We start from the raw sequence: 23,176 nt of genomic DNA on the forward strand, positions 1-23,176 counted from the left end.
ACGAAAAATCCTCCGCATATTATGCTGCGAATTAACCAGACACCACACTAGTCGGAGGAAACATGCACCCGGTACAACTGTTCTGCTGGCATTTCATGGCCTACCCGCATCTGCCCGAGGACTTCGACGAGAAGTACGATACCGGCTGGGTGACGGTTCCCAACAGCCTGTGGGACTCGGAGAAGTCCCGCGGCCTCTTCCAGGACTACATCGACCAGCTCGCCTACGCCGACGACCTGGGCTTCGACGGGCTGGTGCTGAACGAGCATCATCAGAACATCTACGGCCTGATGCCCTCGCCCAACCTCATCGCGGCGGCGCTGACGCAGCGTTCCAGCAAGGCCAAGATCTGCGTTCTGGGGAACCTGCTGCCACTGCACATCAACCCGCTCCGGGTGGCCGAAGAGTACGCAATGCTCGACAACATGAGCAACGGGCGCATCATCGCGGGCTTCGCACCGGGCGGCGGCCCGGAGAACTACAACTACGACATCCCCTCGGTGACCTCGCGCGAACGATTCTGGGAAGCCGTGGACCTGGTGGTGCGCGCGTGGACCGATGACGGCCCGTTCAACCACGAGGGCCACTACTACCCGCTGCGCTACGTGAACCCGTGGCCCAAGCCCACCCAGAAGCCCCATCCGCCCATCTGGGTGCCCGGCTCGCGCAGCGCGTCCACGCTTACCGAGGTGGCCAAGCGCGGCTACTGCTACTTCCTGTCGTCCCGGAGCCACGGCGGCGAGACGTACAAGGCTCGCGAGCAGTTCTCCCAGATACTCGAAGAGCACGGCGACACCTACCACCCGTTCCGCATGGGCATCCTGATGTCCGCCTATGTCAGCGAGACCGATGCCCAGGCCAAGGAGGAGTGCGAGGAGGGCGTGTGGTATTTCCTGCGCAACTGCCTCAAGGGCCACCTGCGCAAGGAAGGCCGTCAGCTCACCTTCGGCGCCGGCGTGCCCTACATCCCCGCGCCCGCCTGGAAGGAGTTCCTGAAGCACTCCGATCCGGAACGCTCCATGCTGGGGGACGTCAACGACTGGGACGAGCTCGACAAGGCCCAGTCCATTGTCGTGGGGAGTCCCGAGACCGTGCACCGGAAGATCCTGAGCCTCATCGAGAAGTCGCAGGTGGGCAACCTGCTGATCCAGTTCCACCTCGGCAACATGCCCGGAGAGCTGGCGCTGAAGAGCCAGCGCCTGTTCGCCACCGAGGTGGCGCCGGCCTTGCGGGACGACTCCGCGCGGGTGTTCGCCAAGGCCTACCCCGGGATGGAAGAGACTCTTGCGGCCGGAGCGGTCGCATGAGCGGGCGAACCCTCGATATCAACGGCCGGAAGGTGTCGGTGCTGGAGGACGGTTCCGGCGATCCCACCCTCTACCTGCACGGTTTCGCCGACGTCCACGGCGTCACGGAAGGCTGGTTGTCGTTCCACGAGAAGCTCATTGAATGCTGCCGGCTGTTCGCCCCGGCTCACCCGGGGTGCGCCGCATCCGACGAGATCGAGTACCTGGAGTCGGCCGAGGACCTGGTGTTCCACTACCTCGAGGTCATCGACGCCCTCGGCCTGGAGCGCTTCGACCTGGTCGGAGCCTGTGTCGGAGGATGGGCGGCCGCCGAGCTTGCGGCGCGGCACCCCGAGAAGGTCCGCCGGTTGGTGCTCATCGACGCGTCGGGCCTGTTCGTGCCCGGTGCTCCCATCGGCGACATCTTCATGATGTCCCACCCGGTGCGCGGCACCGACTACTCCGAGTTGCGCGCCATGCTGTTCGAGAGTGACGAGACACCGGCGGGACACGCGCTGTTCCCCAACGGCCGGGCCGAGAACATCGAGGACGAACTGCGGCGCTACCAGATGCTGCGCTTCACCAACCGGTTCGGCTTCAACCCGCCCTACTTCTACAATCGGTCGCTACGGAGCCGGCTCCACCGCATTTCCGCGCCGACGCTGGTGGTGTGGGGCGAGTCCGACCACATGGTGCCGCTGGCCCACGGCGAGGCCTACGCGGCCGGCATTCCCAACTCCAACGGCGTGAAGCTGGTGAAGGGCGCCGGCCACAGCCCCCAGGCGGAACAGCCGGAGGCCACGGCGGGCCTGGTGACAGGTTTTCTCAGCGGGTAGGGACCCTTCGGACGGGCTGTTTCGATGAGCTCGAAGGGATACCTCGGGTCGAACCCCGCCAAAGGCTCGGACGAGGAGAACTCAATGAGATCATCGCGATGCTTGAGGCCAGCCGTGGTGTTCCTGGCGGCGGCGTTGTCGCTGACGCCCGTGGCCCACGGACAGTCAGGCGAGCCTTCGGAAAATCCCGACCGGATGCGCGCTTACGCCCTTTGGCAGCGGGGCTACCTGTTGCATCTCAGCGGCGACTACCAGGCCGCGGTCGACAGTTTCCGCGAGTCCACCGAGATCCTGCCCACGGCCGAGGGGCACACCTTCCTGGGCTGGTCGCTCAGCATGCTCGGGCATCTCGAAGAAGCCCTTGCCGAATGCAAGAAAGCCATCGAGCTCGATCCGGACTATGGAAATCCCTACAACGACATCGGGGCGTACCTGATCGATCTCGGCCGCGCGGACGAGGCGATCCCGTGGCTCGAGAAGGCGATCTCGGCCAAGCGATACTGTTGCTACCAGTTCGCGCATTTCAATCTCGGTCGTGTGTACCTGATGCAGGAGGAGTTCCACGCGGCGAGGCGCTCTTTCGAACAGGCCCTGCGGCACGATCCCGACTATTTGCCCGCACGGAAGGCCCTTGAGTATATCGACGCGGAAATAGGGAAGCCGCTGTAGCCGGTGGTCTCGCCCGTGTCTCGCCTCACCGTTCACCCGGATCGTAACCCAGCACCGGTCCGAGCCACCGTTCTACCTCCGCTACGGTCATTCCCTTGCGCGCGGCGTACAGGCCCACCTGGTCCCTGCCCACGGCGCTGACCGCGAAGTAGCGCGCGGCCGGGTTGGCGAGGTAGAGACCGCAGACCGACGCCGCCGGCCACATGGCGAAGTTCTCCGTCAGCTCGATGCCGGTGGCCCGGCGCGCGCCGAGCAGCTCGAACAGGATGGGCTTTTCGGTGTGGTCCGGGGTGGCGGGGTAGCCCGGCGCCGGACGGATGCCGCGGTAGCGCTCCTGGATCAGGTCCTGGTTGCTCAACTGCTCGTCCCTGCCGTAGCCCCACTCACGCCGCACCCGGGCGTGCAGGCACTCGGCGAAGGCCTCGGCCAGGCGGTCGGCCAGGGCCTTGGTCATGATGGCGTTGTACTCGTCGTGCGCCGCTTCGAATCGTTCTGCCAACTCGTCCGACCGGTGTCCGGCGGTGACCGCAAAGGCGCCGATGTAGTCGTCACGGCCGGAGTCCCGCGGCGCCACGAAGTCCGCCAAGGCGTACTGGGGCGTGCCCTTGCGCGCCTCCTTCTGCTGGCGCAGGGTGTGGAGCCGGGTCAACTCCACGGACCGGGTCGCGTCCGTAAACAGCACGACGTCGTCGCCGTCGGCGTTGGCGGGATAGAAGCCGTAGACTCCGTGGGCCGTCAGGAGACCCTCCTCGACGATTCGGTCCAGCAACTCGCGGGCGTTGGCGAACAGCTCTCGCGCGGCCGGTCCGCGCACGGGGTCGTCCAGCAGCTCGGGGTAGCGGCCGCGGATCTCCCACGTGTGGAAGAACGGCGACCAGTCGATGTAGGGCACCAGTTCCGCCAACGGGAACTCCCGCAGCACCCGGCTGCCGGTGAACTCGGGGACATCCGGCTCGCAGGCTTCCCAATCGATCCGGCAGCGCCGCTCCCGGGCATCGGCGTAGCTCAGAAGCCGCGTGCCCGCCCGGCTCTCGTACTCTTCCCGCATGCGTTCCTGGTCGGCGCGGTTGGCGGTGTCCAGGGCGGCGCGGGCGTCGGGGTCCATGAGGTCCTGCACCACGGGCACGGCGCGGGACGCGTCCAGCACGTGGACGGTCTCGCGGCCGTAGGCGGGGGCGATCTTCACCGCGGTGTGGCGCTTGCTCGTGGTGGCGCCGCCGATGAGCAGCGGCAGCTTGAGGCCGCGCCGCTCCATCTCGCCGGCCACGTGCACCATCTCGTCCAGGGACGGGGTGATGAGGCCGCTCAAGCCGATGGCGTCGGCGTCCTCCGCCACCGCGGTGTCGATGATCCGGTCCGCCGGCACCATGACGCCGAGGTCGATGACGTCGTAGTTGTTGCAGCGCAGCACCACGCCGACGATGTTCTTGCCGATGTCGTGGACGTCGCCCTTGACGGTGGCGAACACGAGCTTGGCGCGCTTCATGCCGCCCCCCTGCGCGGCGCTCTCCGCCTCCATGAGGGGGGTCAGGCGCGCCACCGCGCGCTTCATGACGCGGGCGCTCTTCACCACCTGGGGCAGGAACATCTTGCCCGATCCGAACAGGTCGCCGACCACGTTCATACCGTCCATGAGCGGCCCCTCGATGATGTGGAGCGGACGCTCGTATTGTCCCAGGGCCTCGTCCACGTCCTCGTCGATGTAGTCCGCGATGCCCCTCACCAGGGCGTGGGAAAGCCGGCTCTCCACCGGTTCTTCGCGCCACGCCTGCTCCTCCACCGCCGCCGGGCCCGTGTCCTTGACCTGTTCGGCGAAGGCCACGAGCCGCTCCGTGGCGTCCGGCCGCCGGTTGAAGAGCACGTCTTCCACCAGTTCCCGCAGATCCGCCGGGATCTCCTCGTACACCGCGAGCTGACCGGCATTGACGATGCCCATGTCCATGCCCGCCTGGATGGCGTGGTAGAGGAACGCCGCGTGCATGGCCTCGCGCACCCGGTCGTTGCCGCGAAAGGAGAACGAGATGTTGCTCACCCCGCCGGAGATGTGACAGCGCGGAAACAGCGCCTTGAGCCGCCGCGCCGCCTCGATGAAGTTCATGGCGTACTCGGCGTGCTCCTCGATGCCCGTGGCCACGGTGAGGATGTTGGTGTCGAAGATGATGTCGGCCTCGTCGAAGCCCACCTCCTCGGTGAGGATGCGGTGCGCGCGCCGGCACACCCGCACCCGCTCTTCCACCGTGGTCGCCTGCTTCTCCTCGTCGAAGGCCATGACGATGACCGCGGCGCCGTAGCGTTTCACCAGGCGCGCCTGCCGCCGGAAGGCGTCCTCCCCTTCCTTGAGCGAGATGGAGTTCACCACCCCCTTGCCCTGGACGCACTTGAGCCCGGCCTCGATGACCGAGAAGTTCGAGCTGTCGAGCATCACCGGCACGCGCACGATCTCCGGCTCCGCGGCCACGTGGTTCAGGAACGCGGTCATGGCCTCGGGCGAGTCGAGCATGCCCTCGTCCATGTTGACGTCGATGATGTTGGCGCCGCCCTCCACCTGCTCCCGCGCGATGGCCGCCGCCTCTTCGTACTGCTCTTCCCGGATCAGCCGGGCGAACTTCCGCGAGCCGGCGACGTTGGTGCGCTCGCCCACCATGATGAAGTTGGTGTCCGGCCGGATCACCAGCCGTTCCAGTCCGCTGAGGTGTGTGAAGCGGTCGGGCCCGGGGGCCGTCCTCGAGCCCAGTCCCTCGACCCCTTCCCGGAGCGCGGCGATGTGCTCCGGCGTGGTGCCGCAACACCCGCCCACGAGGTTGAGCCAGCCCTCCCGCGCCCACTCCGTCAGCGCCCCGGCCATCTCGTCCGGCCCCATGTCGTAGCCGCCGAACTCGTTGGGCAGGCCCGCGTTGGGATAGGCGAACACCGGCAGGTGCGAGAGCCGCGACAGCTCCTCCACGAAAGGGGTCATCTGGTGCGGCCCGAAGGCGCAGTTGATGCCCACCGCGGCGAGTTCCGCGTGACTGATGGAGGTCAGGAACGCCTCCAGGGTCTGGCCGGAGAGGGTGCGCCCGCTCTGGTCGGTGATGGTCACCGACGCCAGCACCGGCAGCTTCAGGCCCCGCTCTTCCTGGAGCCGCGCGATGGCGAACAGGCAGGCCTTCAGGTTCAGCGTGTCGAAGGTAGTCTCCGGCAAGAGCAGGTCCGCTCCCCCATCCACGAGGCCCCGAGCCTGATCGTAGTAGGCCGCCGCCAGTGCGTCGAAGGTGACGGCGCGGAAGCCCGGGTCGTTTACGTCCGGCGACATGGAAGCGGTCCGGTTGGTGGGCCCCAGGGAGCCGGCAACCAGCCGGGAGCCGTCGTCGCGTGCGTTGAACCGGTCCACGGCCGTGCGCGCCGCCGCGGCGCCGGCCGCGTTGATCTCGTAGGCCAAGTCTTCGATGCCGTAGTCGAGCAGGGAGACGGCGTTGGCGTTGAAGGTATTGGTCTCGACGATGTCGGCGCCGGCCTCCAGGTATTCCTCGTGGATCTTCTCGATGGCGTGGGGCTGGGTCACGCACAGGATATCGTTGCAGCCCTTGAGCGGTTTCGGATGCTCGCCGAAGCGCGCCCCGCGGAACTCCGCCTCGCCGAGGCCGAGTGCCTGGATACGCGTGCCCATGGCTCCGTCGAAAAGCAGAATCCGGTCTGCCAGTAGATTTCGCAGCGGCTGTGCCGACATGCCCTCGCTGACTCCTTTCTCCGGTGTGCTGCGTCACGAACAGGCTTTTGAATCTGCCTTCGCATACTCATCGGCCTGTTCGTGACGCGGTACACTAGCGCGACCGCCCCGCCTCCGGCGTGACGTAGGCCGCGGTGATGCCGCCGTCGACGACGAACTCCGTGCCCGTGACGAAAGACGATTCGTCGCTCGCCAGATACAGCGCGGCACGGGCGATCTCCCGGGCCTCGCCGAACCGCCCCATGGGAATGTGCACCAGGCGCCGCTGTTGCTTGCGCGCGCTGTCGAGAACCTTCATGAGCAACTCCGTGCGCAGCGGACCCGGGCACAACGCGTTCACGCGGATGTTCTCGCGCGCGTGGATCACCGCCAGCTCCCGGGTCATGGCCACCACGCCTCCCTTGCTGGCGGTGTAGGCGAGCTGTGGCGTGGCCGCGCCCATCAAGGCCACGAACGAGGCTGTGTTGATAACCGACCCGCCGCCCGCCCGGCGCAACGCCGGAATCCCGTGCTTGCAGCCCAGGAACACCCCCTTGAGATTCACCGCCAGGGTCCGGTCCCACACCTCCTCCGACGTCGCCACCGCGTCCGCGTCCTCGGCCAGCATGATGCCGGCGTTGTTGAAGAGGACGTGGAGCGCGCCGAATTCGGTTTCCGCCGCGGCCACCATGGTGGCGCAGTCACCGTCCCGGGAAACGTCCGCGCGGCAGTACGCCGCCTCACCGCCGGCCCGCCTGATGCGCCCGGCCAGACGCTTGCCGCCACGGTCGTCGACGTCCGCGATGACCACACGCGCACCCTCCCGTGCGAACAACTGCGCGGTTTCCCGGCCGATGCCGCTGGCGCCACCGGTAATGAGGGCGACCTTGTCTTTCAAACGCATAGTACAACTCAGACCCCGAACACGTCATTTCCCGCGAAAGCTTGCCCTCGACCCCGATCGGGGGGCGGGAATCCAGGCGGGGTGAGGAGGAGGCGGCCTCGGCTCAGCGTGTTCCCGCGGCCTCCACCAGGGCGTCGAACAGGCGTTGCTGGATGGGGTCCTCCGCCGCCGTCAACTCGGGATGCCACTGCACCGCCACGAGCCAGGGGTGCGAGGGCATCTCCAGCCCCTCGATGGTACCGTCCGGGGCGTGCGCCACCACCTCGAATCCCGGCGCGACATGGCGAATGGCTTGGTGGTGCCACGACATGCACGAAAAGTCCGTGGCGCCCAGAAGCCCGGCCAGCCGGGACGCCGGTTCCACCCGTATCGCGTGGGGCGTGGGCTCCCGCGGCGGCACCCGGTGGTTCACCGTCTCTCCCACCTCGTCGGGCAGGTGCTCGATCAGGGTCCCGCCCTTGGCGACGTTCAGGATCTGGCTCCCGCGGCAAATGGCCAGGGTGGGGACCTCCAGATCGAACACGCGCCGGGCGAGGTCGATCTCGGAGCGATCCCGTTCCGGCTCCACCATGTAGATGGTCTCGTGGTGGCTACCGCCGTAGAGGTCCGGGTCGAGATCGCCGCCGCCGCTGAACACCACCGCCTTGAGGAGCGGCAGGACCGCGTCCAGGCGCTCTTCCCCGGGCGGCAGCAGCAATGGGATGCCGCCCGCGCGGCGCACCGCGTCCACGTATTCCGCCGGCAGGATGAACCGGTTGTGCGGGCCGCGCCCGTAGGTGGTGATGCCGATGAACGGCGTGTCGGTGGCCGGCATTTCAGATCCGCTCGAAATAGCGCTTCCTTTCCCAGTCGGTGACGGCGTCGCGGTACTTCCGTTCCTCGGTGCGAAAGAAATGGACGTAGTGCTCCACCACGTCCGCGCCGAAGCTCTCGCGCGCGAACTCGCTCTCCGCGAACAGGTCCGTGGCCTCGCCCAGGGACCCCGGCACCTGGGGCACGTCGCCGGCGGCGTACAGGTTGCCGTCGAAAGCCGCCGGCGGCTCGGTCCGGTGCCGGATGCCGTCCGTGCCCGCGGCCAGCGCCGCCGCATAGGCGAGATAGGGGTTGCAGTCGGCGCCGGGCACGCGGCACTCGATCCGGGCACCCTTCCCTTGACCCAACACCCGGAAACCGGCGGTGCGGTTGTCGTGGCTCCAGCCGATGCCGGTGGGCGCCCAGGACTCCGCCCGGTAGCGTTTGTAGGAATTGACCGTCGGCGCGTAGAACACCATGGTCTCGGCCAGGTGCGCCAGCCAGCCGCCCAGAAACCAGCGGAACACGTCGGAAAAACCGCCCGGTCCGGCCCCGGCGAACGCATTCCGACCGTCGCGCCACAGACTCAGATGCACGTGGCAGCTCGAACCCGCCAACTCCGTGGCGAACTTGGCCATGAAGGTGACGCTGAGCCCCATTTGCTCCGCCACCTCCTTGAGGCATTCCTTGTAGACACAGTGGCGGTCCGCCATGGTGAGCACGTCCGCGTAGCGCACGTTGAGCTCGTGCTGGCCCGGCCCCCACTCGCCCTTCGAGCTTTCCACCGGCACGCCCGAGTCCCGCAGGTGGCGCCGCGCAGCGCCGTGGAAGCCTTCCTCCCGAAAGCCCTGGAGCACGTGGTAGTCCTCGATGTAGCCGCCGGCCGGAGCCAGGTCCTGGTAGTGCTTCTCACCGGCGCGCCGGTACGAGTCGTCGAACAGGTAGTACTCCAGCTCCGACCCCGCCATGACCTCGTACCCCAGGGAGCGGGCGCGCTGCAGTTGGCCGCGCAGCACCGACCGGGGCGCTTCCGCCACAAGCTCGTGGGAGACGTTGTCCTTGACGTCGCACAGCACCAGCGCGGTCCGGTCCTGCCAACTCAGGCGCCGCAGGGTCGTCAGATCCGGCACCAGGTGAATGTCGCCGTAACCGCGCTTCCAGTTGGCCAGCCGGTACCCCTGCACCGGCTCCATCTCCATGTCCACGGTCAGCAGGTAGTCGCACGCGTGGGTGCCTCCGGAGGCCGCCGTGTCGAGAAAGAACTCCGCGTCCAGACGCTTGCCCATGAACCGGCCGTAGAGGTCCGTGAAGGCCACCACGACCGTGTCCAGCCGCCCCGCCTCCACGGCTTCCTGGAGCTGGTCTACCGTGAGCATGCCGGTCACCTGAGCCGCGCCGTCTTCGATTTCTTGCTCTTCTTTCGCCATGATCCGGCACCGTCCCCTCACGGGCAAACTAGTTTCCTATCTTAGGACGCCGCAAATATCCACTTGGGGGGCGCCGGCGCGCATGGGGACGGTCCTGGATGCGGTGACAGTCACCTAAATTCCATAACTTTAGGGTATCGGTGATTCACGAACGGGTTCCGTTACGGTTTCTTTCAGGTTGCAATGCCCTACCCGATGTGGCATGGACAACGACTGTTGGCTCTCGGAGGTCTTACGACCGTAACCCTAACGTCCAAAGGAGGCTACCATGAAGCGTTTACTGGTATTCACGCTCGGCTTGGCGCTGTGCGGCACCGTCGCCGCGACGGTCAAGGACGCATCCGCACAGAACTTCCTGGTCATCGGCGGCGGCTCCACGACCGGCGTCTATTACCAGGTGGCTTTGAACATCTGCAAGATCGTCAACGACAAGCTGGGGAGCAAGGGATACAACTGCATCGGCCGGCCGGCGCTCGGCTCGGTCTTCAACATCCGATCCATCCAGCGGGGGCTGCTGAACTACGGCGTGGCCCAGTCGGACTGGGTTTGGGCCGCCGCCAACGGCAAGAAGAACTGGAAGGGCAAAGCCGACAAGGGACTGCGCACGGTCTTCACCGTCCATCCCGAGGCGGTCATGCTAGTCACCCGCAAGGACACGGGCATCAAGACCATCGCGGACCTCAAGGGCAAACGCGTCAACATCGGCAACCCCGGATCGGGACAGCGGGGCAACGCTGAGGATGTGCTGCGCCTCTCGGGCATCGACAAGGACAAGGACATCAAGGCCGAAGGCCTGCAGCAGAACGAGGCCAACCGCGCGCTGGTGGACAAGAAGATCGACGCGTTCTTCTATACCATCGGGGTGCCGTGGGGCGGCGGCCTCGAGATCGCCAACAGCACCGCCATCGACATCGTTCCGGTGGACACCGCGCCGATCAAGAAGCTGGTGGCGGACAACCCCTTCTACGTCATGACCAAGATCCCCGGCGGGACCTACAAGGGCGTGGACAACGACGTTCCGACCTACGCCGTGAAGGCGACCTTCGTCACCGGCGAGAAGGAGTCGGCCGACTCCGTGTACACGGTAGTCAAGACTATCTTCGAGAACCTCGACACGCTCCGCAACTCGTACGCCAACTTCAAGCACCTGCAGCCGAAGGACATGTTGGGCGGCCTCTCGGCTCCGTTGCATGCGGGAGCGATGAAGTACTACAAGGAGAAGGGCTGGCAGTAAGCAACCGGCTTCCTTCCCCGAAATGACGCACGGCTCGGGGCGCGGGCGGAGGCGCCCGGCCCCGGGCCGGTTCACTTGACGGAAACACCAACGGCTCAGGCTATCCGGGCGACCCCGTGAATTCATCCGATCGCGACGACACTGCCGGCGAGACCGTCGACCTCGAAGCGTTGGCCGAGTTGGGCGAGGGCGAAGGAAAGACCCGTTCTCCCGGCGGGCCGGTCGGGGGGTTCCTCTGGGTGCTTGCGCTCTGCTGGTCCCTGTTCCAGCTTTACATCGCCTACGATCCCATCAACTCCATCATCGCCCGCAGCATCCACCTGACCTTCGCCGTGCTGCTGGTCTATCTGGCCTTTCCGGCCATACGGCGGACCGCGACACTGGAGCGCTTCAACGCCCTGATGCAGCAGTTGTTTCCGGGCCGGCACAAGCGCGATCCCGTAAAGATTCCCTGGTACGACTTCATCATCGCGGCCCTGGCGGGCTGTGGCACCGCCTACCTCGCGTGGGACTACGTAGGGATCATCGAACGTTCCGGCCTCCCGTTGACGCGGGACGTATGGATCGGCGCGGCGTTCGTGCTCCTGCTGCTCGAGTCGGCGCGCCGCTCCCTGGGACTGGCGCTGCCGGCGCTGGGCACGGTCTTCCTGCTCTACTGCTTCATCGGACCGTACCTGCCGAGGTTTCTCGCCCACCCCGGCATCCCCTTCGAGTTCATCGTCGACCACATGTACCTGTCGGACAGCGGCATCTGGGGCGTACCGCTGGGCGTATCCACGGACTTCGTTTTCCTGTTCGTGCTGTTCGGGGCGCTATTGGACCGGGCGGGAGCGGCGGAGTACTTCGTGCAGGTGGCGTACGCCATGGTGGGACGTTTCCGCGGCGGACCGGCCAAGGCCGCCGTGCTGGCATCGGGCCTGACCGGCATGGTGTCCGGTTCATCCATCGCCAACGTGGCCACCACGGGAACCTTCACCATTCCGTTGATGAAACGTGTAGGGCTTCCGGCCTACAAGGCCGGGGCGGTGGAGGTCGGCGCGAGCACCAACGGCCAGCTCCTGCCACCGGTCATGGGCGCCGCCGCCTTCATCATGGCGGAGTTTCTGGGGCTCCCGTACATCGACATCGTCACGGCCGCGGCCATACCGGCGGTGCTCTCATACATCGCCCTGCTCTACGTGGTGCACCTCGAAGCGCTCAAGCTGAACCTGACCGCGATACCCGTGGAAGAGCTGCCGCCATTCTGGACCACGTTCCTCAAGGGCGTCCACTTCCTCGTTCCGATCCTGGCGCTGATCTACACGCTGGTCATACTGCGGTTCTCCGCGATTTCCGCCGCGTTCAACGCGATTCTGTTGACGCTGGCCATCATGGTCATCCAACGGCTGGTCCAGAGCTGCGCGGCGGTCCTTCGACCCTCTCCGGACAACCCGGCACCCGGATCACTCGGGCAGGCGATATTGCAGGGACTGGCCCAGAGCGTCCGCGAGATCCTGCAGGGCTGCGTGTCCGGCGCCCGCAACATGGCGCCCATCGCGGTAGCCACCGCGGCCGCCGGCATCATCGTCGGCACCGTGACGCTGACGGGACTCAGCAGCCGGTTCATAGAGGCCATCGAGATCATCTCCCTGGGCAACGTGGTGCTGATGCTGCTGCTGACCGCCCTCACAAGCCTGATCCTGGGCATGGGCCTCCCCACCACCGCCAACTACATCGTCATGGCCACCCTGACGGCACCGGTGATAGTCACCCTCGGCGGGCAGGCGGGCCTGGTGATACCGGTGCTGGCGGCCCACCTGTTCGTCTTCTACTTCGGCATCCTGGCCGACGACACGCCGCCGGTGGGCCTGGCGGCCTTTGCGGCGTCCGCCATCGCAGGATCCGATCCGATAAGGACAGGTATCCAGGGGTTCACCTACGACCTGCGCACGGCGATCCTGCCGTTCGTGTTCATCTTCAACCTGGAGCTGTTGCTGATCTCCGGCGTCACCGCGGACGGCACCATCATCTGGCTCGACGACCTGTTCAGCGTCTTGTGGGTGATCGTAAACGGCCTCGTGGCCATGATGGCCTTTGCGGCCGCCATGCAGGGCTTCTTCGCGGACCGTTGCGGCTGGCCCGAACGCGCGCTGCTGATCGTGATCTGCGTCGCCGCCTTCCGGCCGGACCTGGTGTCGGGCGACACCGACACGCTGCGCATGACCGTCCAGTTCGGCGCCTGGGTGGTGTTCGCCGGGCTGTATCTGCTGCAAAGGAGAAGGCGGGGGTCACGGGTGGCGGCAGCCTAGCGGACGGAGTTGCCGAGTCAGAGCTTGTTAACTAGAGTAAACGGGCACTCACACCGAGGAGGAATCCCACATATGGCGGACACAATACCTTATCTCGTCGACGAGAATGATCCCGAGCTCGAATCGGGAATGGTCGAATACGGAAGCTGCACGGGCTACCTGTCGCGGCCCAAGGGCGGCGCCAACCTGGGCTCGGTCATCGTGATTCACGAGAACGTCGGCCTGGTGGACCACGTCAAGGACGTGGCGCGGCACTTCGCCAAGGAGGGCTTCGCGGCGCTGGCTCCGGACCTGCTCCAGCGCACCGGCGGCACCGGGCAGTACACCACCTCGCAGGACGCCATCGCCGCCATCCGGAGCCTGGAACCGGCCGGCTGCGTGGAGGACCTGACCAGCACCCTCGAGTACCTCAAGAGCCAGGGCTTCGCCAACGGCAATGTCGGCGTCGTCGGCTACTGCTGGGGCGGCGGCCAGTCCCTCAACTTCGCCACCAAGTGCAACCAGCTCAGCGGCGCCGTGGTGTACTACGGACGCAACCCCGATCCGCTGGACCAGGTGGCCAACATCACCTGTCCCCTGATGGGCAACTACGCCGAGGACGATCCCAACATCATGCCCGGCATCGAGCCTCTCCAGGCGGAACTGGCCAAGCACGGCAAGAGCATCGACCTCAAGATCTTTGGCGACGGCGCCAAGCACGCCTTCAACAACAACACCAACGCCGACCGCTGGCACCCCGACGCCGCCGCCGGCGCGTGGCAGCGGACGACGGATTTCTTCAAGGCCAACCTGTCGGGCTGACGGACGGCCGGCCTCCGGCAACTACAGTCGTAAACGGGTCCGGTCCGAGCGAATTTTCGCGCGGAATCGGACTCGTTTGCCTCGTGGACGGATCCGCCGGCACCCCTGGGGTCCCATAATCCGCCCTTTTGTCACCCGATGTCGTATGCATGTCGGCTATTGGCGCCTCCATGTCATTTGGAACCATTGTTCGGTTTCGACTGCTCCGCGTAAAATCGCGAGTCACCCAGTACTCCGAACGAAACGGGAAGGAGGCCGCACATGCGCGTTGTATTGGATACGTATCTATTGAAGCTGGCCCGGGCCCGCAGTCGCTTTCACCAGCATGACGTGGCCGGCGCGCTCCGTATCAGCCTTCGCCAGTATCAGCGGATCGAGGCCGGTGAGCCGACTACGAACGAAAATGCGCACGACATCGCGGAGACGCTGGGAACCACGGTAACCGAACTGGGCATTCGACCGGCACCGCCCAAGAGCGGCCAACGATCGCGCACGGAACCCGACGTGGGCGAAGCCATGTCTACGTACCGGGAGCCGGCGGCGGCCACCGAGCCGAGAGAGGACGTATCTGACTACAGCGAGGTGGGTGCCAGCATACTCCGCCATGTGGCCGCCGCCTACGCGCGTGCGGGAGACACCGAGGAAGCGATGCGGCTGAGCACACGACTCCCCGACCCCGAATGGCGCGCAGAGGTGCTTGGCAGCATATCCGCGGCCAGGGTGTCCGCCGGCGACATCTCCGGAGGGACCATCATCGCGAGCACCATCACGGACGACGCTGAACGAAACGAAGCCTTCGTCAAGTGTGCCGTCGCGGCGGCCAAGGCCGGCGAGGCCGGTGCCGCTACCCGGATCGCACGCAAGATCACAGCGGCGGCAATTCGCGACCAAGCCATGTACGAAGTTGCCTCCACCCACGCCGCCGGTGGGGGAATCCCCACCGCTATCCGGATCGCCGAAGCCATCGAAGATGACGCTACCCGCGCCGGCGCCTTTACCGCCATCGCCCGGGCACAATTTCCGACGGATGATGCCGGGGCCAAGGCATCCATCACGAAGGCACAGGACATTGCGCGTCAAGTCGAGGACAAAGCGCGTCGCGTGGCGATATTGCGGGGACTCGGAGCGGCCTTGGCGGCAGCCCAAAAAATCGATGAAGCGGTGGAAGTTGCCGGCAACATCGCCAACCCCGACGAACGCGAGATGGTCATGGCCGACGTCGCTGCTGCTCACGCCCGAGCCGGTGACACGGCTGCCGCATTCGGTGTTGTGGAAGCGTTTACCAGCAAGTTGGCCCGGACGATGGCCCTTGGCGGGATCGCCCACGCGTACGCTGTGGCCCGCGACGCACAGAAGGCCATCGAAATCACCGTACAACGGATCGACGATGCCTTGATGCGCGACCATACGCTCGGCGAAGTCGCGTCCGTGCAAAGCCAGCAGGGCGACGTTGGCAGCGCCCTGCATACCGCGATGCAAATTGACGGGCAGTTCATGCGGGAACGCGCCTACTATGAGATCGTGCGGGTACTGGTCGACAATGGGGACCTGCCTGGCGCCGGACGAATCGCGGAACTCCTCCGGCTGCCCCTTTGGCGCAGCCACGCTTTCAGCGGGATCGGGGTTGCCCAGTCCATTGCCGGAGACCAAGCCGGCGCTCGCGATTCCCTGGGTCAAGCCCTGCTCGGCGCGGACGAACTGGGTGCCGGGGCGCCCGTGTTCGAGCCCGATTTGGAAACCGGGCTCAAAAGGATCCCGACGATCGAACAAGGTCAGTTGGACGAGCTAAACCGCCGGGAACATAGTCTGGAGACAGCGGACGGGGGCACCTATAGCCGCACCGGCGCACGCGCTCTCCGAGAGGTGGCGGCGACCTACGCACGCACGGGGGATGTCGACGAGGCAAAGCGACTGAGTCAAAGGATCCTCGACGCCGAATGGTATGCGAGCGTTCTTCGTGACATCTCCGAAGCACAAGCCCACGGAGGACACATCACGGATGCCCTTGCGACCGCCTCGAACATTGCCGAGGAGTCTGAGCGGAACGAGGCTTTCGCCGCCGCAGCCGCGGCCGCGGCCAAAGCCGGCGACGTGGCCCTTGCCAACCGTGTGGCTGGAAGAATCACGAGCTCGTTCGCCAAGGCTGAGGCCATGATCCTGATCGTCTCGGCGCGCGCGACGGACGGACAAATCGCAGCCGCTATCCACATCGCGGAGGGGATCGAGGATCCCTTTGGCCGTGCCAATGCCTTCGCAGCCGTCGCCGCCGCGCAGTTCCCGACCGACGAGAAGTCCGCCAGGGAATCTGTCGCCGCCGCGCTACAAAGCGCGGGTCGAGTGACAAACTCCAGGTACCGGGCGAAGGCATTCAGCGCCATAGGGATGGCGTTGGCGGAGTACGGCGACTTGGATGGCGCGATGGAGGTGATCAGCAACCTTACCAATCCCGTCCATCGCGAGAGGGCCTTGAGCAAACTTGCCGCGGCCCGGGCCCGCGGTGGCGACACCAACGGCGCGCTTCAGTCCCTCAAGAATTTCGCGGACGACTCTGTCCGGGAAGAGGCTCTGCGTGCGATCGCGCTGGCCCGGGCGGACGCCGGGGACGCCGATGAAGCGATCGACTTGGCCAGACGGCTGGACGGGGAGTTGGACCGCGACCATCTTGTCAGCGACATTGCGGCCGTTCAGGCCTGCCAAGGCGACATCGCGGGGGCGTTGCTTTCCGCCGCGACCATCAACGAGGAGTTCATGCGTGAGGGGGCCTGCTGCCAGATAGCAGCAGCCCAGGCGGAAAGGGGGGACCTGCCAGGCGCCCTCGAGATCGCGGCAACCATCACGATTCTCTTGTGGCGCATTGAGGCGTACACCGCCATCGCGGTTTTCCAAGCCGATGCCGGGGATCGGGAAGGAGCACGGGAATCGCTGGCAAGGGCCATCCGTTATGCGGACGAACTGGGCGCCTACAGGCCGACGATTGAAGACCTCGAGCGCATTCGCGACAGAAACTGAAAGAGCCGGCACCACACAAGACGAAAGCGGGGACTTACCGGGTATTCAGATGCCGGCAGAAACGCACCGATGATCGGCCCGGTATACGATCGAACGGAGGTGCCCTGTGATCAGATCGAAGCTGTTCGCCCTTGTTGTCGCATCCGGCGCGTTGCTTGCGACCGGATTGCCCCTCCCTGCCGGATCCGATAGGCAGGCACCCGTACACGGGGAGTCACCCGCGGTTTCCGGTAGGGTACCGTTCGTTTCGCACCTCGTGGAAGAGCCGATATCGGCGCACTTGGCAATATCTGCGAAGACGGCGTTTCCAATGCCAGTCCTGGGCAGCCATCTGACGGGGCCTGACGGGAAGGTCTACGACTTTGTCGAAAGCAACCTCCTCCGTAAGATTGCCGTCACCCACGCCCGGGCAGGAGATGAGCCCGCGGCGATGCTGTTGCGCCGGAGAATACTTGACCCCAAATGGCGGGCCAGAGTGCTGGCGGGCATTTCAAGCGCTCGCGCAGTTGGCGGAGACGTCGATGGCGCTCTCGCCCTGGTCGCGGAAATCCAAGATAAGCACGAGCGGGAACGCGCCTTTGCCAACGTCGCGGTTGCGGCGGGCAAGGCGGGAAAACCCGTCGAAGCCACCTCGATCGCGGGACGGATCACGACATCGTCGATTCGGGCCGACACGCTCAAGCGGATTGCCGCGACTTGCGCTCGCACCGGAAAAATGGCGGAGGCCGTCGCTATCGCGGCAACCCTGGCCGATGCCCGGCGTCGTGCCGAGACCTTCGCCGACCTCGCCGACGTGGCGTTCAAGAAAGGCGACCGAACACAAGCCACGTCGCTGATCGCCATTGCCTTGGAGAGCGCGCGTCGCCTCCCCGGCCGGGAAACGGGCGAGTGGGCGCTCCATGCCGTCAGCAAAACCCTCGCCGACGCGGGTGACATCGTGGGCGCGGAGCGGATTATCCGCGAAATCACCGAGCCGGTGAACCGCGAGGGGGCGTTGGCTGACGTAGCCGCCGCTCAAGCCCGGGCTGGCGACATCGCGGATGCCCTTCGCACCGTCCAGTCCCTCACCTACCCCATCGTACGCGAGCAGGCGTTCCGCCTAATCGCGCGAATCCGGGCGGAAGCGGGCGATGTCGAAGGGGCGCTCCGCATGGCTGAAGGCAGTGACGACGCCGACTTCATACTACTAGGCATCGCATCGGCCCAGGTCGGCGCGGGCGATTTCGCCGGAGCTCTGCGTACCCGTGAACGAATCAAGCACACGCTCCTGGTCGATATCGTCTTGTTCAAGATTGTCGTGGAACGGCTCGAGCGCGGAGACCTGCCGGGGGCTGTCGCAACGGCGGAGGACATCGGTTCCCACATTCAGCAGATCGATGCGCTCGCCACGATTGCTGTCGCCCAGCGGCAGGCCGGGGACGAAGCGGGAGCGCGCAAGTCCTTGGCCACGCTCATGGGCATCGCCGACGAACTCGGTCATGATCTGTCGCATTTCCGTCAGGCCCCCTAAGCACCACACGGACCCCGACGAAGGAAACGAACAAGACCCATCCAGCAAATCAGCAGTCGTCGGAATCGAAGTACGCCAGGAGTTGGCGGCGGATGTTGTTGCGGCCGGGATCGTCGTAGTGGCGGATGCCGAAATAGTAGCAGCAGCTTTCGTTGTCGAGGTCGTTGTGGAAGACGCGGAGGCGGCCGTCCTGGAAGCGGATGCGGGCGAGGCAGGTGCCGCCGGGGACGCTGGAGGTCATCACCTCCTCCACGACGCCGACGCCCCACTGGAGGTTGCGGTTGTGCTTGACTTGCTCTCCCGCTCTCAGGAATAGCCTCACGTCATTCCGCACGGTCGCGCTCCTTGCCACGCTTGCACGGTAGCAGCATCGTCCGGGCATTACAAACCAGCCTGCGGCGGCCGGAGCCGACCTGTTGCTCACGCCAAGAACGACGCCGGTGTGGGAAGACCGCGGACGTCAAGGCTGTGATGTTCGGGCGTCAACGGCCCGGCACTCCGTGCAACGTGGTCTCGACGAAGTCACCGGCCCCGGCGTCCCAAGCGTAGACCGCTACGCGGCCCACCTTGCCGCCCATGACGGAGATGACAATCTGCGCCGTATCCGGATAGGTGGGCTCTCCGAAGGGCGTCGCGCAGGCCTTGTCCTCGGCCGAGAAGTAGGCGTCGTGGTCGGGATGGGAATGATACAGGGCCTTGAACGCCAAACCGCGGCGCTCCGCCTGCTCCAGGACCGCCTCCAACTCCTTGGGGTCCAGGGTGTAAGCCGTGCGCGCGTCCCTGGGAAACGTCTCGGGGTCGGTGGCGTGCAACCGGTTCTGGATGTTCTCGAGTCGATGCACTTCTTCGCCGCCGTCGCCGCCGAGGATGACCCCGCAGCATTCCTCCGGGTAGGTCTCCAAGGCGTGTTCAGCGATGGTTGCCAAGACTGTTTCGCTCAGCACTAGCACCGGACCCCTCCCCACCACTCCTGGATTCCCGCTTTCGCGGGAATGGCGGAATGGGGATGCGGACTAGTGGCATGCCACTAGTCGATGATCCCCTCGCTCGTGAAGGTGTCGAACTCGGCCTCCGAGAGGCCCAGCAGCTCGCGGTAGAAGTAGGCGTTGTGCTCGCCCAGGAGGGGGTCCGGGCGGTCGGGGCCGCTGTCGCTTTCGGACAGGGTGAAGGGGGCGCGCTGGTAGGACATGGCGCCGATCTCGGCCTGCTCCATCCGGGTCCACTGGCCGCGGTGCACGAGTTGGGGGTCGTCGTAGATCCGTTCCATGCCGTTGACGACGCCCGCGGGAACGCCGGCGGCCTGGAGCTTCTCCACCAGCTCCCGCGCCTCGAACCCTTGTGTCCACTCGCCGATGCGTGTTTCCAGCTCGTCGGCGCGGGCGCGCCGGCGCTCGGCCGTGGAGTACTCGTCGCGTCCGCCCCAGTCGGGCCGGTCCATGACGTGGCAAAGCGCGCGCCACTGTTCGTCGGACGCCACGCTCAGCACGCACCATTGGTCCTCTCCCGCGCATGGGAAGGCACCATGCGGCGAGGCCTCGGGATGGCGGTTGCCGTCGCGCACGGCGATATGCCCGTTGACGGTGTAGTCCAGCAGGAGCGGCGCGAGATACTGGAGCCCGGTCTCGTACTGCGCCAGGTCGATGTGCTGTCCGCGGCCCGTGGCCTCCCGGTACTCCAGCGCGGCCAACACTGCCACCACGCCGTAACCCACGGCGATGTAATCGATGTAGGGACCGTAGAGAATCTGGGGGGAGCCGTCCCGGTATCCGGTGAGGTTGGTGAAGCCCGCCAGGGAGGATAGCTGGGAACCGAAGCCGGGATGGTGCGCGTGCGGACCGGTCTGGCCAAGATTCGAGCTGCTCAGCATGATGAGCCGCGGGTTCACCTCCTTCAGGGTGTCATATCCCAACCCCAACCGGCCGATGGTGCCGGGACTGAAGTTCTCCACCAGAACGTCCGCCCAACTCACGATGCGCTTGGCGAGCGCCAAGGCCTTCGGCCCCTTCTTCAGGTTGAGCGTGACGCCAAGCTTCTCGCTGTTGCACAACGCGAACAGGCCCGAGCGATTGAGTCCGTGGATGTTGTCCTTGTAGGGCGGATAGTGGGTACGGAAGCCGTCCGGACGCGTGCGCGATTCGATGTGGACCACCGTGGCGCCCTGGTCCACCAGATGCTTCCCCACGACCGGCCCGGCCGCGTACGCCGCGGCCTCCACCACCTTGAGACCTTCCAGTGCTTTCATGATGCTTTCGTTCCCATGAAGTTCCAGTGTCCTAGATCACGCCCTCGTTCTCCAGCCGCGCCATTTCCCCGGCGTCCAGCCCCAGTTCGCCGTAGACTTCCCCATTGTGCTCGCCGATGAGCGGCGCCCGGCGGTGGATCCGGCACGAAGATTCCGAGAAACGGGCGAACCCTCCGGGGTAGGTGATGGAGCGGTTCAACTCGGGATGCTCCACCTCCTGCCAGAACTCCCGCGCCGCGAGCTGCGGATCCTCCAGGAGTTCCTGTGCGGTGGACACGGGGTAACCCAGCATGCCGCGGCCGGTCACGGCCTCGAAGAACTCCCGCTTGGTGACCCCGATGAAGAACTCGGCGATGGGCTCCTCCATGACGTCGATCTCTTCCTGGGTCACGCGCTCGATGTTAAACGTGCGCCAGTCCCTTTCCAGCAGGAACGCGGGCGCCGCGCCCTTCTCCGCCATCCACTCCACCAGAGCTTGGTTCGTCTTGCGCCCGGCCTCGCCGCCGTAAATGATGAAGTTCAGGTAACCGTCCTTGCACGGCCAGAATACCCGCATCTTGGCGCCGGTGATGGTGCGGCCCGTCATGAAGGAGCCGGCGCGCTTCTCCACCGAGCGGTTGAGGTCCCAGAAAGTGTGGGCGTGAGAGAAGCCCCAGAGCATGCACGCCTGGGCGGACACGTCCACGTGCTCGCCCCGGCCGGTGCGCCGCCGCTGGGTGTGGGCCACCAGCGCCGCCATGGCGGCGTAGGAGCCGGTCCACTGGTAGGACTGGGGAAAGGTCACCCGGAGGGGCGCCTTGCCCGGATCGCCGGTGAGCGACATGCAGCCGCTCATGGCCATGATCTCGATATCGGTGGCGCGGTAGCGGCTGTAGGGGCCGGTCTGGCCGAAGGGGGTAATGGAAACCTGGACCAGCTTGGGGTTGACGCCGCGCAGCACGTCGTGGGCGAGGCCGATGTCTTCCAGGTAGCCCGGCCGGAACGTCTCCAGGACAAAGTCCGCCTTCTCGACGAGACGCTTGAAAAGCTCCCGCCCCTCGGCCGCCTCGAGATTCAACGTGATCCCGCGCTTGCTGTTGTTGGAGGCGAACCAGTAGAGGCTTTTCTCGGGGTCGCGCTCGCCGTCGAGGTACGGCCCGATGCGCCGGGCCGCGTCGCCGCCCGGACGCTCCAACTTGATCACGTCCGCGCCGAGATCCCCCAGCGTCTTGCCGCACAGGAAGCCGAGCTCGTCGGTCAGGTCCAGGATACGATAGGGAGACAGAGGTCCGTTTTCACGTAGAGTCATCGTTCAACCACGGTGCGATTTGGGTCAGTATTCCATGTAGTTCGACACGCGCCAACCCGCTTGCTCCTTGCGCACGCGGATCATGAGCTTGCGGGTAAACTCGCCGCCTCCGTCGGGGCGGATGGTGAGTTCGTAGACGAATGCGGTGCGTCCGCGGGACTCGCGCCTTTGCAACAGCTTGTAGTAGATGCGGGGTTTGCGCGTGCCCACGTCGATGGCCTGCCCAGACGTGAGCCGAAGCTCCTCATCGAGCTTGCTCCGCGCCAGGCCGGCCGTAAGCTCCCTGGCCTTGAGGAGATCGATCTCCACGTAGTGCCGGTCGATGAACGCTTCGGCGGCACCCTGCGGCGTGATATCGCCTTCGCCCTGGCAACCCGCAAGCGCCAGCAGCAGCGCCGCGCACAGAACGCCGCGTCGATTCATGCCGCGGGGCTCCTCAAGTGGCGGATGATCCACTCCTCGGTCCGGCACAGGGCTTCGGTGCGCCCTTCCGGCCCAGTGAAACGGTGGTCGGCGTCGGGGAGGATGCAAAGCTCCTTCTGCGCGGACAGCGCCGCGTGGAGCGCATGCGCATGCGCCACCGGGACGGTGGCGTCGGCGTCACCGTGGATCACGAGCACAGGACACGTGATCCGCGCCACCGCCGCGGCCACGTCGATGGTCAGCGCCTCTTCCAGGAAACTCACGTTGAGCCGGCGGCCGTAGAACTCGATGAACCCTTGGGCGCGCCAGCGTGTGCGCGCCTCCGTTGGAAAACCCTGTTCAACCAACTCCCGTGGATCGAACGGCGCGGCGAGGGTTACGAGCGCCGCCACCCCCTCCGCTGCCCCGGCGTACATCAGCGCGGTGGTGCCGCCCATGCTGGATCCGACGATGGCGACCCGCTCCACTCCACGGTCCTTCAGCAAACCATGGGCGGCGGCAAGATCGTCCACCTGTCGAGTGCAGGTGATGGAATCGAAGTCTCCGGTGGATTCGCCCGCGCCGGTGAAGTCGAAGCGCAGCAGGGCGAAGCCCGCCCGGCTCAGGGTTTTGCCCAAATGCACCAGCTTGAGGCTTTCCTTGCTCGACTCCATGCCGTGGCACAGAAGCACCCCGGCAGCCACGACCTCCTCTCGCGGCAGGTGAAGCACCCCCGCCAATCGCTCGCCCGTGCGGTTACTGAACCTGACTTGCTCTTCCATGGCGCAGACGAACGTACACCG

Annotated in this window: 18 protein-coding genes; 8 read left to right on the forward strand and 10 right to left on the reverse strand. The window is 66.0% G+C overall.

Going from position 1 to position 23,176, the window contains the following annotated elements:
- Positions 1-62: 62 nt before the first annotated feature.
- The 3 genes from OXU42_02980 to OXU42_02990 all read left to right on the forward strand — a co-directional run bounded on the left by OXU42_02980 (position 63) and on the right by OXU42_02990 (position 2,791).
- The gene (locus OXU42_02980; protein ID MDE0028352.1) at positions 63-1,307 is read left to right on the forward strand and encodes an LLM class flavin-dependent oxidoreductase; all 1,245 of its coding nucleotides are present in this window, start codon (positions 63-65) and stop codon (positions 1,305-1,307) included.
- Positions 1,304-2,122 (forward strand): alpha/beta hydrolase, encoded by an 819-nt coding sequence (locus OXU42_02985; protein MDE0028353.1) that lies wholly within the window; start codon positions 1,304-1,306, stop codon positions 2,120-2,122. The genes OXU42_02980 and OXU42_02985 overlap by 4 nt, the downstream gene beginning before the upstream one ends.
- 84 nt (positions 2,123-2,206) lie before the next feature.
- Positions 2,207-2,791, forward strand: a complete 585-nt coding sequence (locus tag OXU42_02990; protein ID MDE0028354.1) for a tetratricopeptide repeat protein — start codon at positions 2,207-2,209, stop codon at positions 2,789-2,791.
- A 25-nt stretch (positions 2,792-2,816) separates the two neighbouring features.
- On the opposite strand, the gene metH is transcribed toward OXU42_02990, so the two are convergent.
- The 4 genes from metH to OXU42_03010 form a co-directional block, all read right to left on the reverse strand.
- The gene (metH, locus tag OXU42_02995; GenBank protein ID MDE0028355.1) at positions 2,817-6,497 is read right to left on the reverse strand and encodes a methionine synthase; all 3,681 of its coding nucleotides are present in this window, start codon (positions 6,495-6,497) and stop codon (positions 2,817-2,819) included.
- Positions 6,498-6,591: 94 nt separating this feature from the next.
- The gene (locus OXU42_03000; GenBank protein ID MDE0028356.1) at positions 6,592-7,380 is read right to left on the reverse strand and encodes a glucose 1-dehydrogenase; all 789 of its coding nucleotides are present in this window, start codon (positions 7,378-7,380) and stop codon (positions 6,592-6,594) included.
- Positions 7,381-7,483: 103 nt separating this feature from the next.
- A complete protein-coding gene (locus tag OXU42_03005; GenBank protein ID MDE0028357.1) occupies positions 7,484-8,194 on the reverse strand; it encodes a gamma-glutamyl-gamma-aminobutyrate hydrolase family protein in 711 nt (236 codons plus the stop codon).
- Between the two features lies 1 nt (position 8,195).
- A complete protein-coding gene (locus OXU42_03010) occupies positions 8,196-9,599 on the reverse strand; it encodes a glutamine synthetase family protein (protein ID MDE0028358.1) in 1,404 nt (467 codons plus the stop codon).
- A gap of 268 nt (positions 9,600-9,867) precedes the next feature.
- Between OXU42_03010 and OXU42_03015 the strand changes: the two genes are divergently transcribed.
- From OXU42_03015 to OXU42_03035, 5 genes are all read left to right on the forward strand, one after another.
- Positions 9,868-10,833 (forward strand): TAXI family TRAP transporter solute-binding subunit, encoded by a 966-nt coding sequence (locus OXU42_03015; GenBank protein ID MDE0028359.1) that lies wholly within the window; start codon positions 9,868-9,870, stop codon positions 10,831-10,833.
- A 116-nt stretch (positions 10,834-10,949) separates the two neighbouring features.
- Positions 10,950-13,121, forward strand: a complete 2,172-nt coding sequence (locus OXU42_03020) for a TRAP transporter permease (GenBank protein ID MDE0028360.1) — start codon at positions 10,950-10,952, stop codon at positions 13,119-13,121.
- A 72-nt stretch (positions 13,122-13,193) separates the two neighbouring features.
- Entirely contained in the window at positions 13,194-13,922 is a 729-nt protein-coding gene (locus OXU42_03025; GenBank protein ID MDE0028361.1) for a dienelactone hydrolase family protein, read from the forward strand.
- A gap of 261 nt (positions 13,923-14,183) precedes the next feature.
- The gene (locus OXU42_03030; GenBank protein ID MDE0028362.1) at positions 14,184-16,931 is read left to right on the forward strand and encodes a helix-turn-helix transcriptional regulator; all 2,748 of its coding nucleotides are present in this window, start codon (positions 14,184-14,186) and stop codon (positions 16,929-16,931) included.
- A 310-nt stretch (positions 16,932-17,241) separates the two neighbouring features.
- Complete coding sequence (locus OXU42_03035; protein MDE0028363.1) at positions 17,242-18,441, forward strand: hypothetical protein; 1,200 nt, start codon at positions 17,242-17,244, stop codon at positions 18,439-18,441.
- 49 nt (positions 18,442-18,490) lie between these two features.
- Here the strand turns inward: OXU42_03035 and OXU42_03040 are convergent, their stop codons facing one another.
- The 6 genes from OXU42_03040 to OXU42_03065 all read right to left on the reverse strand — a co-directional run bounded on the left by OXU42_03040 (position 18,491) and on the right by OXU42_03065 (position 23,155).
- Entirely contained in the window at positions 18,491-18,775 is a 285-nt protein-coding gene (locus tag OXU42_03040; protein ID MDE0028364.1) for a DUF3553 domain-containing protein, read from the reverse strand.
- A gap of 148 nt (positions 18,776-18,923) precedes the next feature.
- A complete protein-coding gene (locus tag OXU42_03045; protein MDE0028365.1) occupies positions 18,924-19,367 on the reverse strand; it encodes a M67 family metallopeptidase in 444 nt (147 codons plus the stop codon).
- A gap of 101 nt (positions 19,368-19,468) precedes the next feature.
- Positions 19,469-20,683: a CoA transferase gene (locus OXU42_03050; GenBank protein MDE0028366.1), complete on the reverse strand. Its 1,215-nt coding sequence runs from the start codon at positions 20,681-20,683 to the stop codon at positions 19,469-19,471.
- Positions 20,684-20,714: 31 nt separating this feature from the next.
- The gene (locus tag OXU42_03055; GenBank protein MDE0028367.1) at positions 20,715-21,971 is read right to left on the reverse strand and encodes a CoA transferase; all 1,257 of its coding nucleotides are present in this window, start codon (positions 21,969-21,971) and stop codon (positions 20,715-20,717) included.
- A gap of 24 nt (positions 21,972-21,995) precedes the next feature.
- Positions 21,996-22,394: a hypothetical protein gene (locus OXU42_03060; protein MDE0028368.1), complete on the reverse strand. Its 399-nt coding sequence runs from the start codon at positions 22,392-22,394 to the stop codon at positions 21,996-21,998.
- Positions 22,391-23,155, reverse strand: coding sequence for an alpha/beta fold hydrolase (locus OXU42_03065; GenBank protein MDE0028369.1), 765 nt, complete (start codon positions 23,153-23,155; stop codon positions 22,391-22,393). Before OXU42_03065 ends, OXU42_03060 begins: the two co-directional genes overlap by 4 nt.
- Between the last annotated feature and the right edge of the window lie 21 nt (positions 23,156-23,176).

Source organism: Deltaproteobacteria bacterium (assembly GCA_028818775.1).
In the GTDB taxonomy this organism is placed as follows: domain Bacteria; phylum Desulfobacterota; class Binatia; order UBA9968; family JAJDTQ01; genus JAJDTQ01.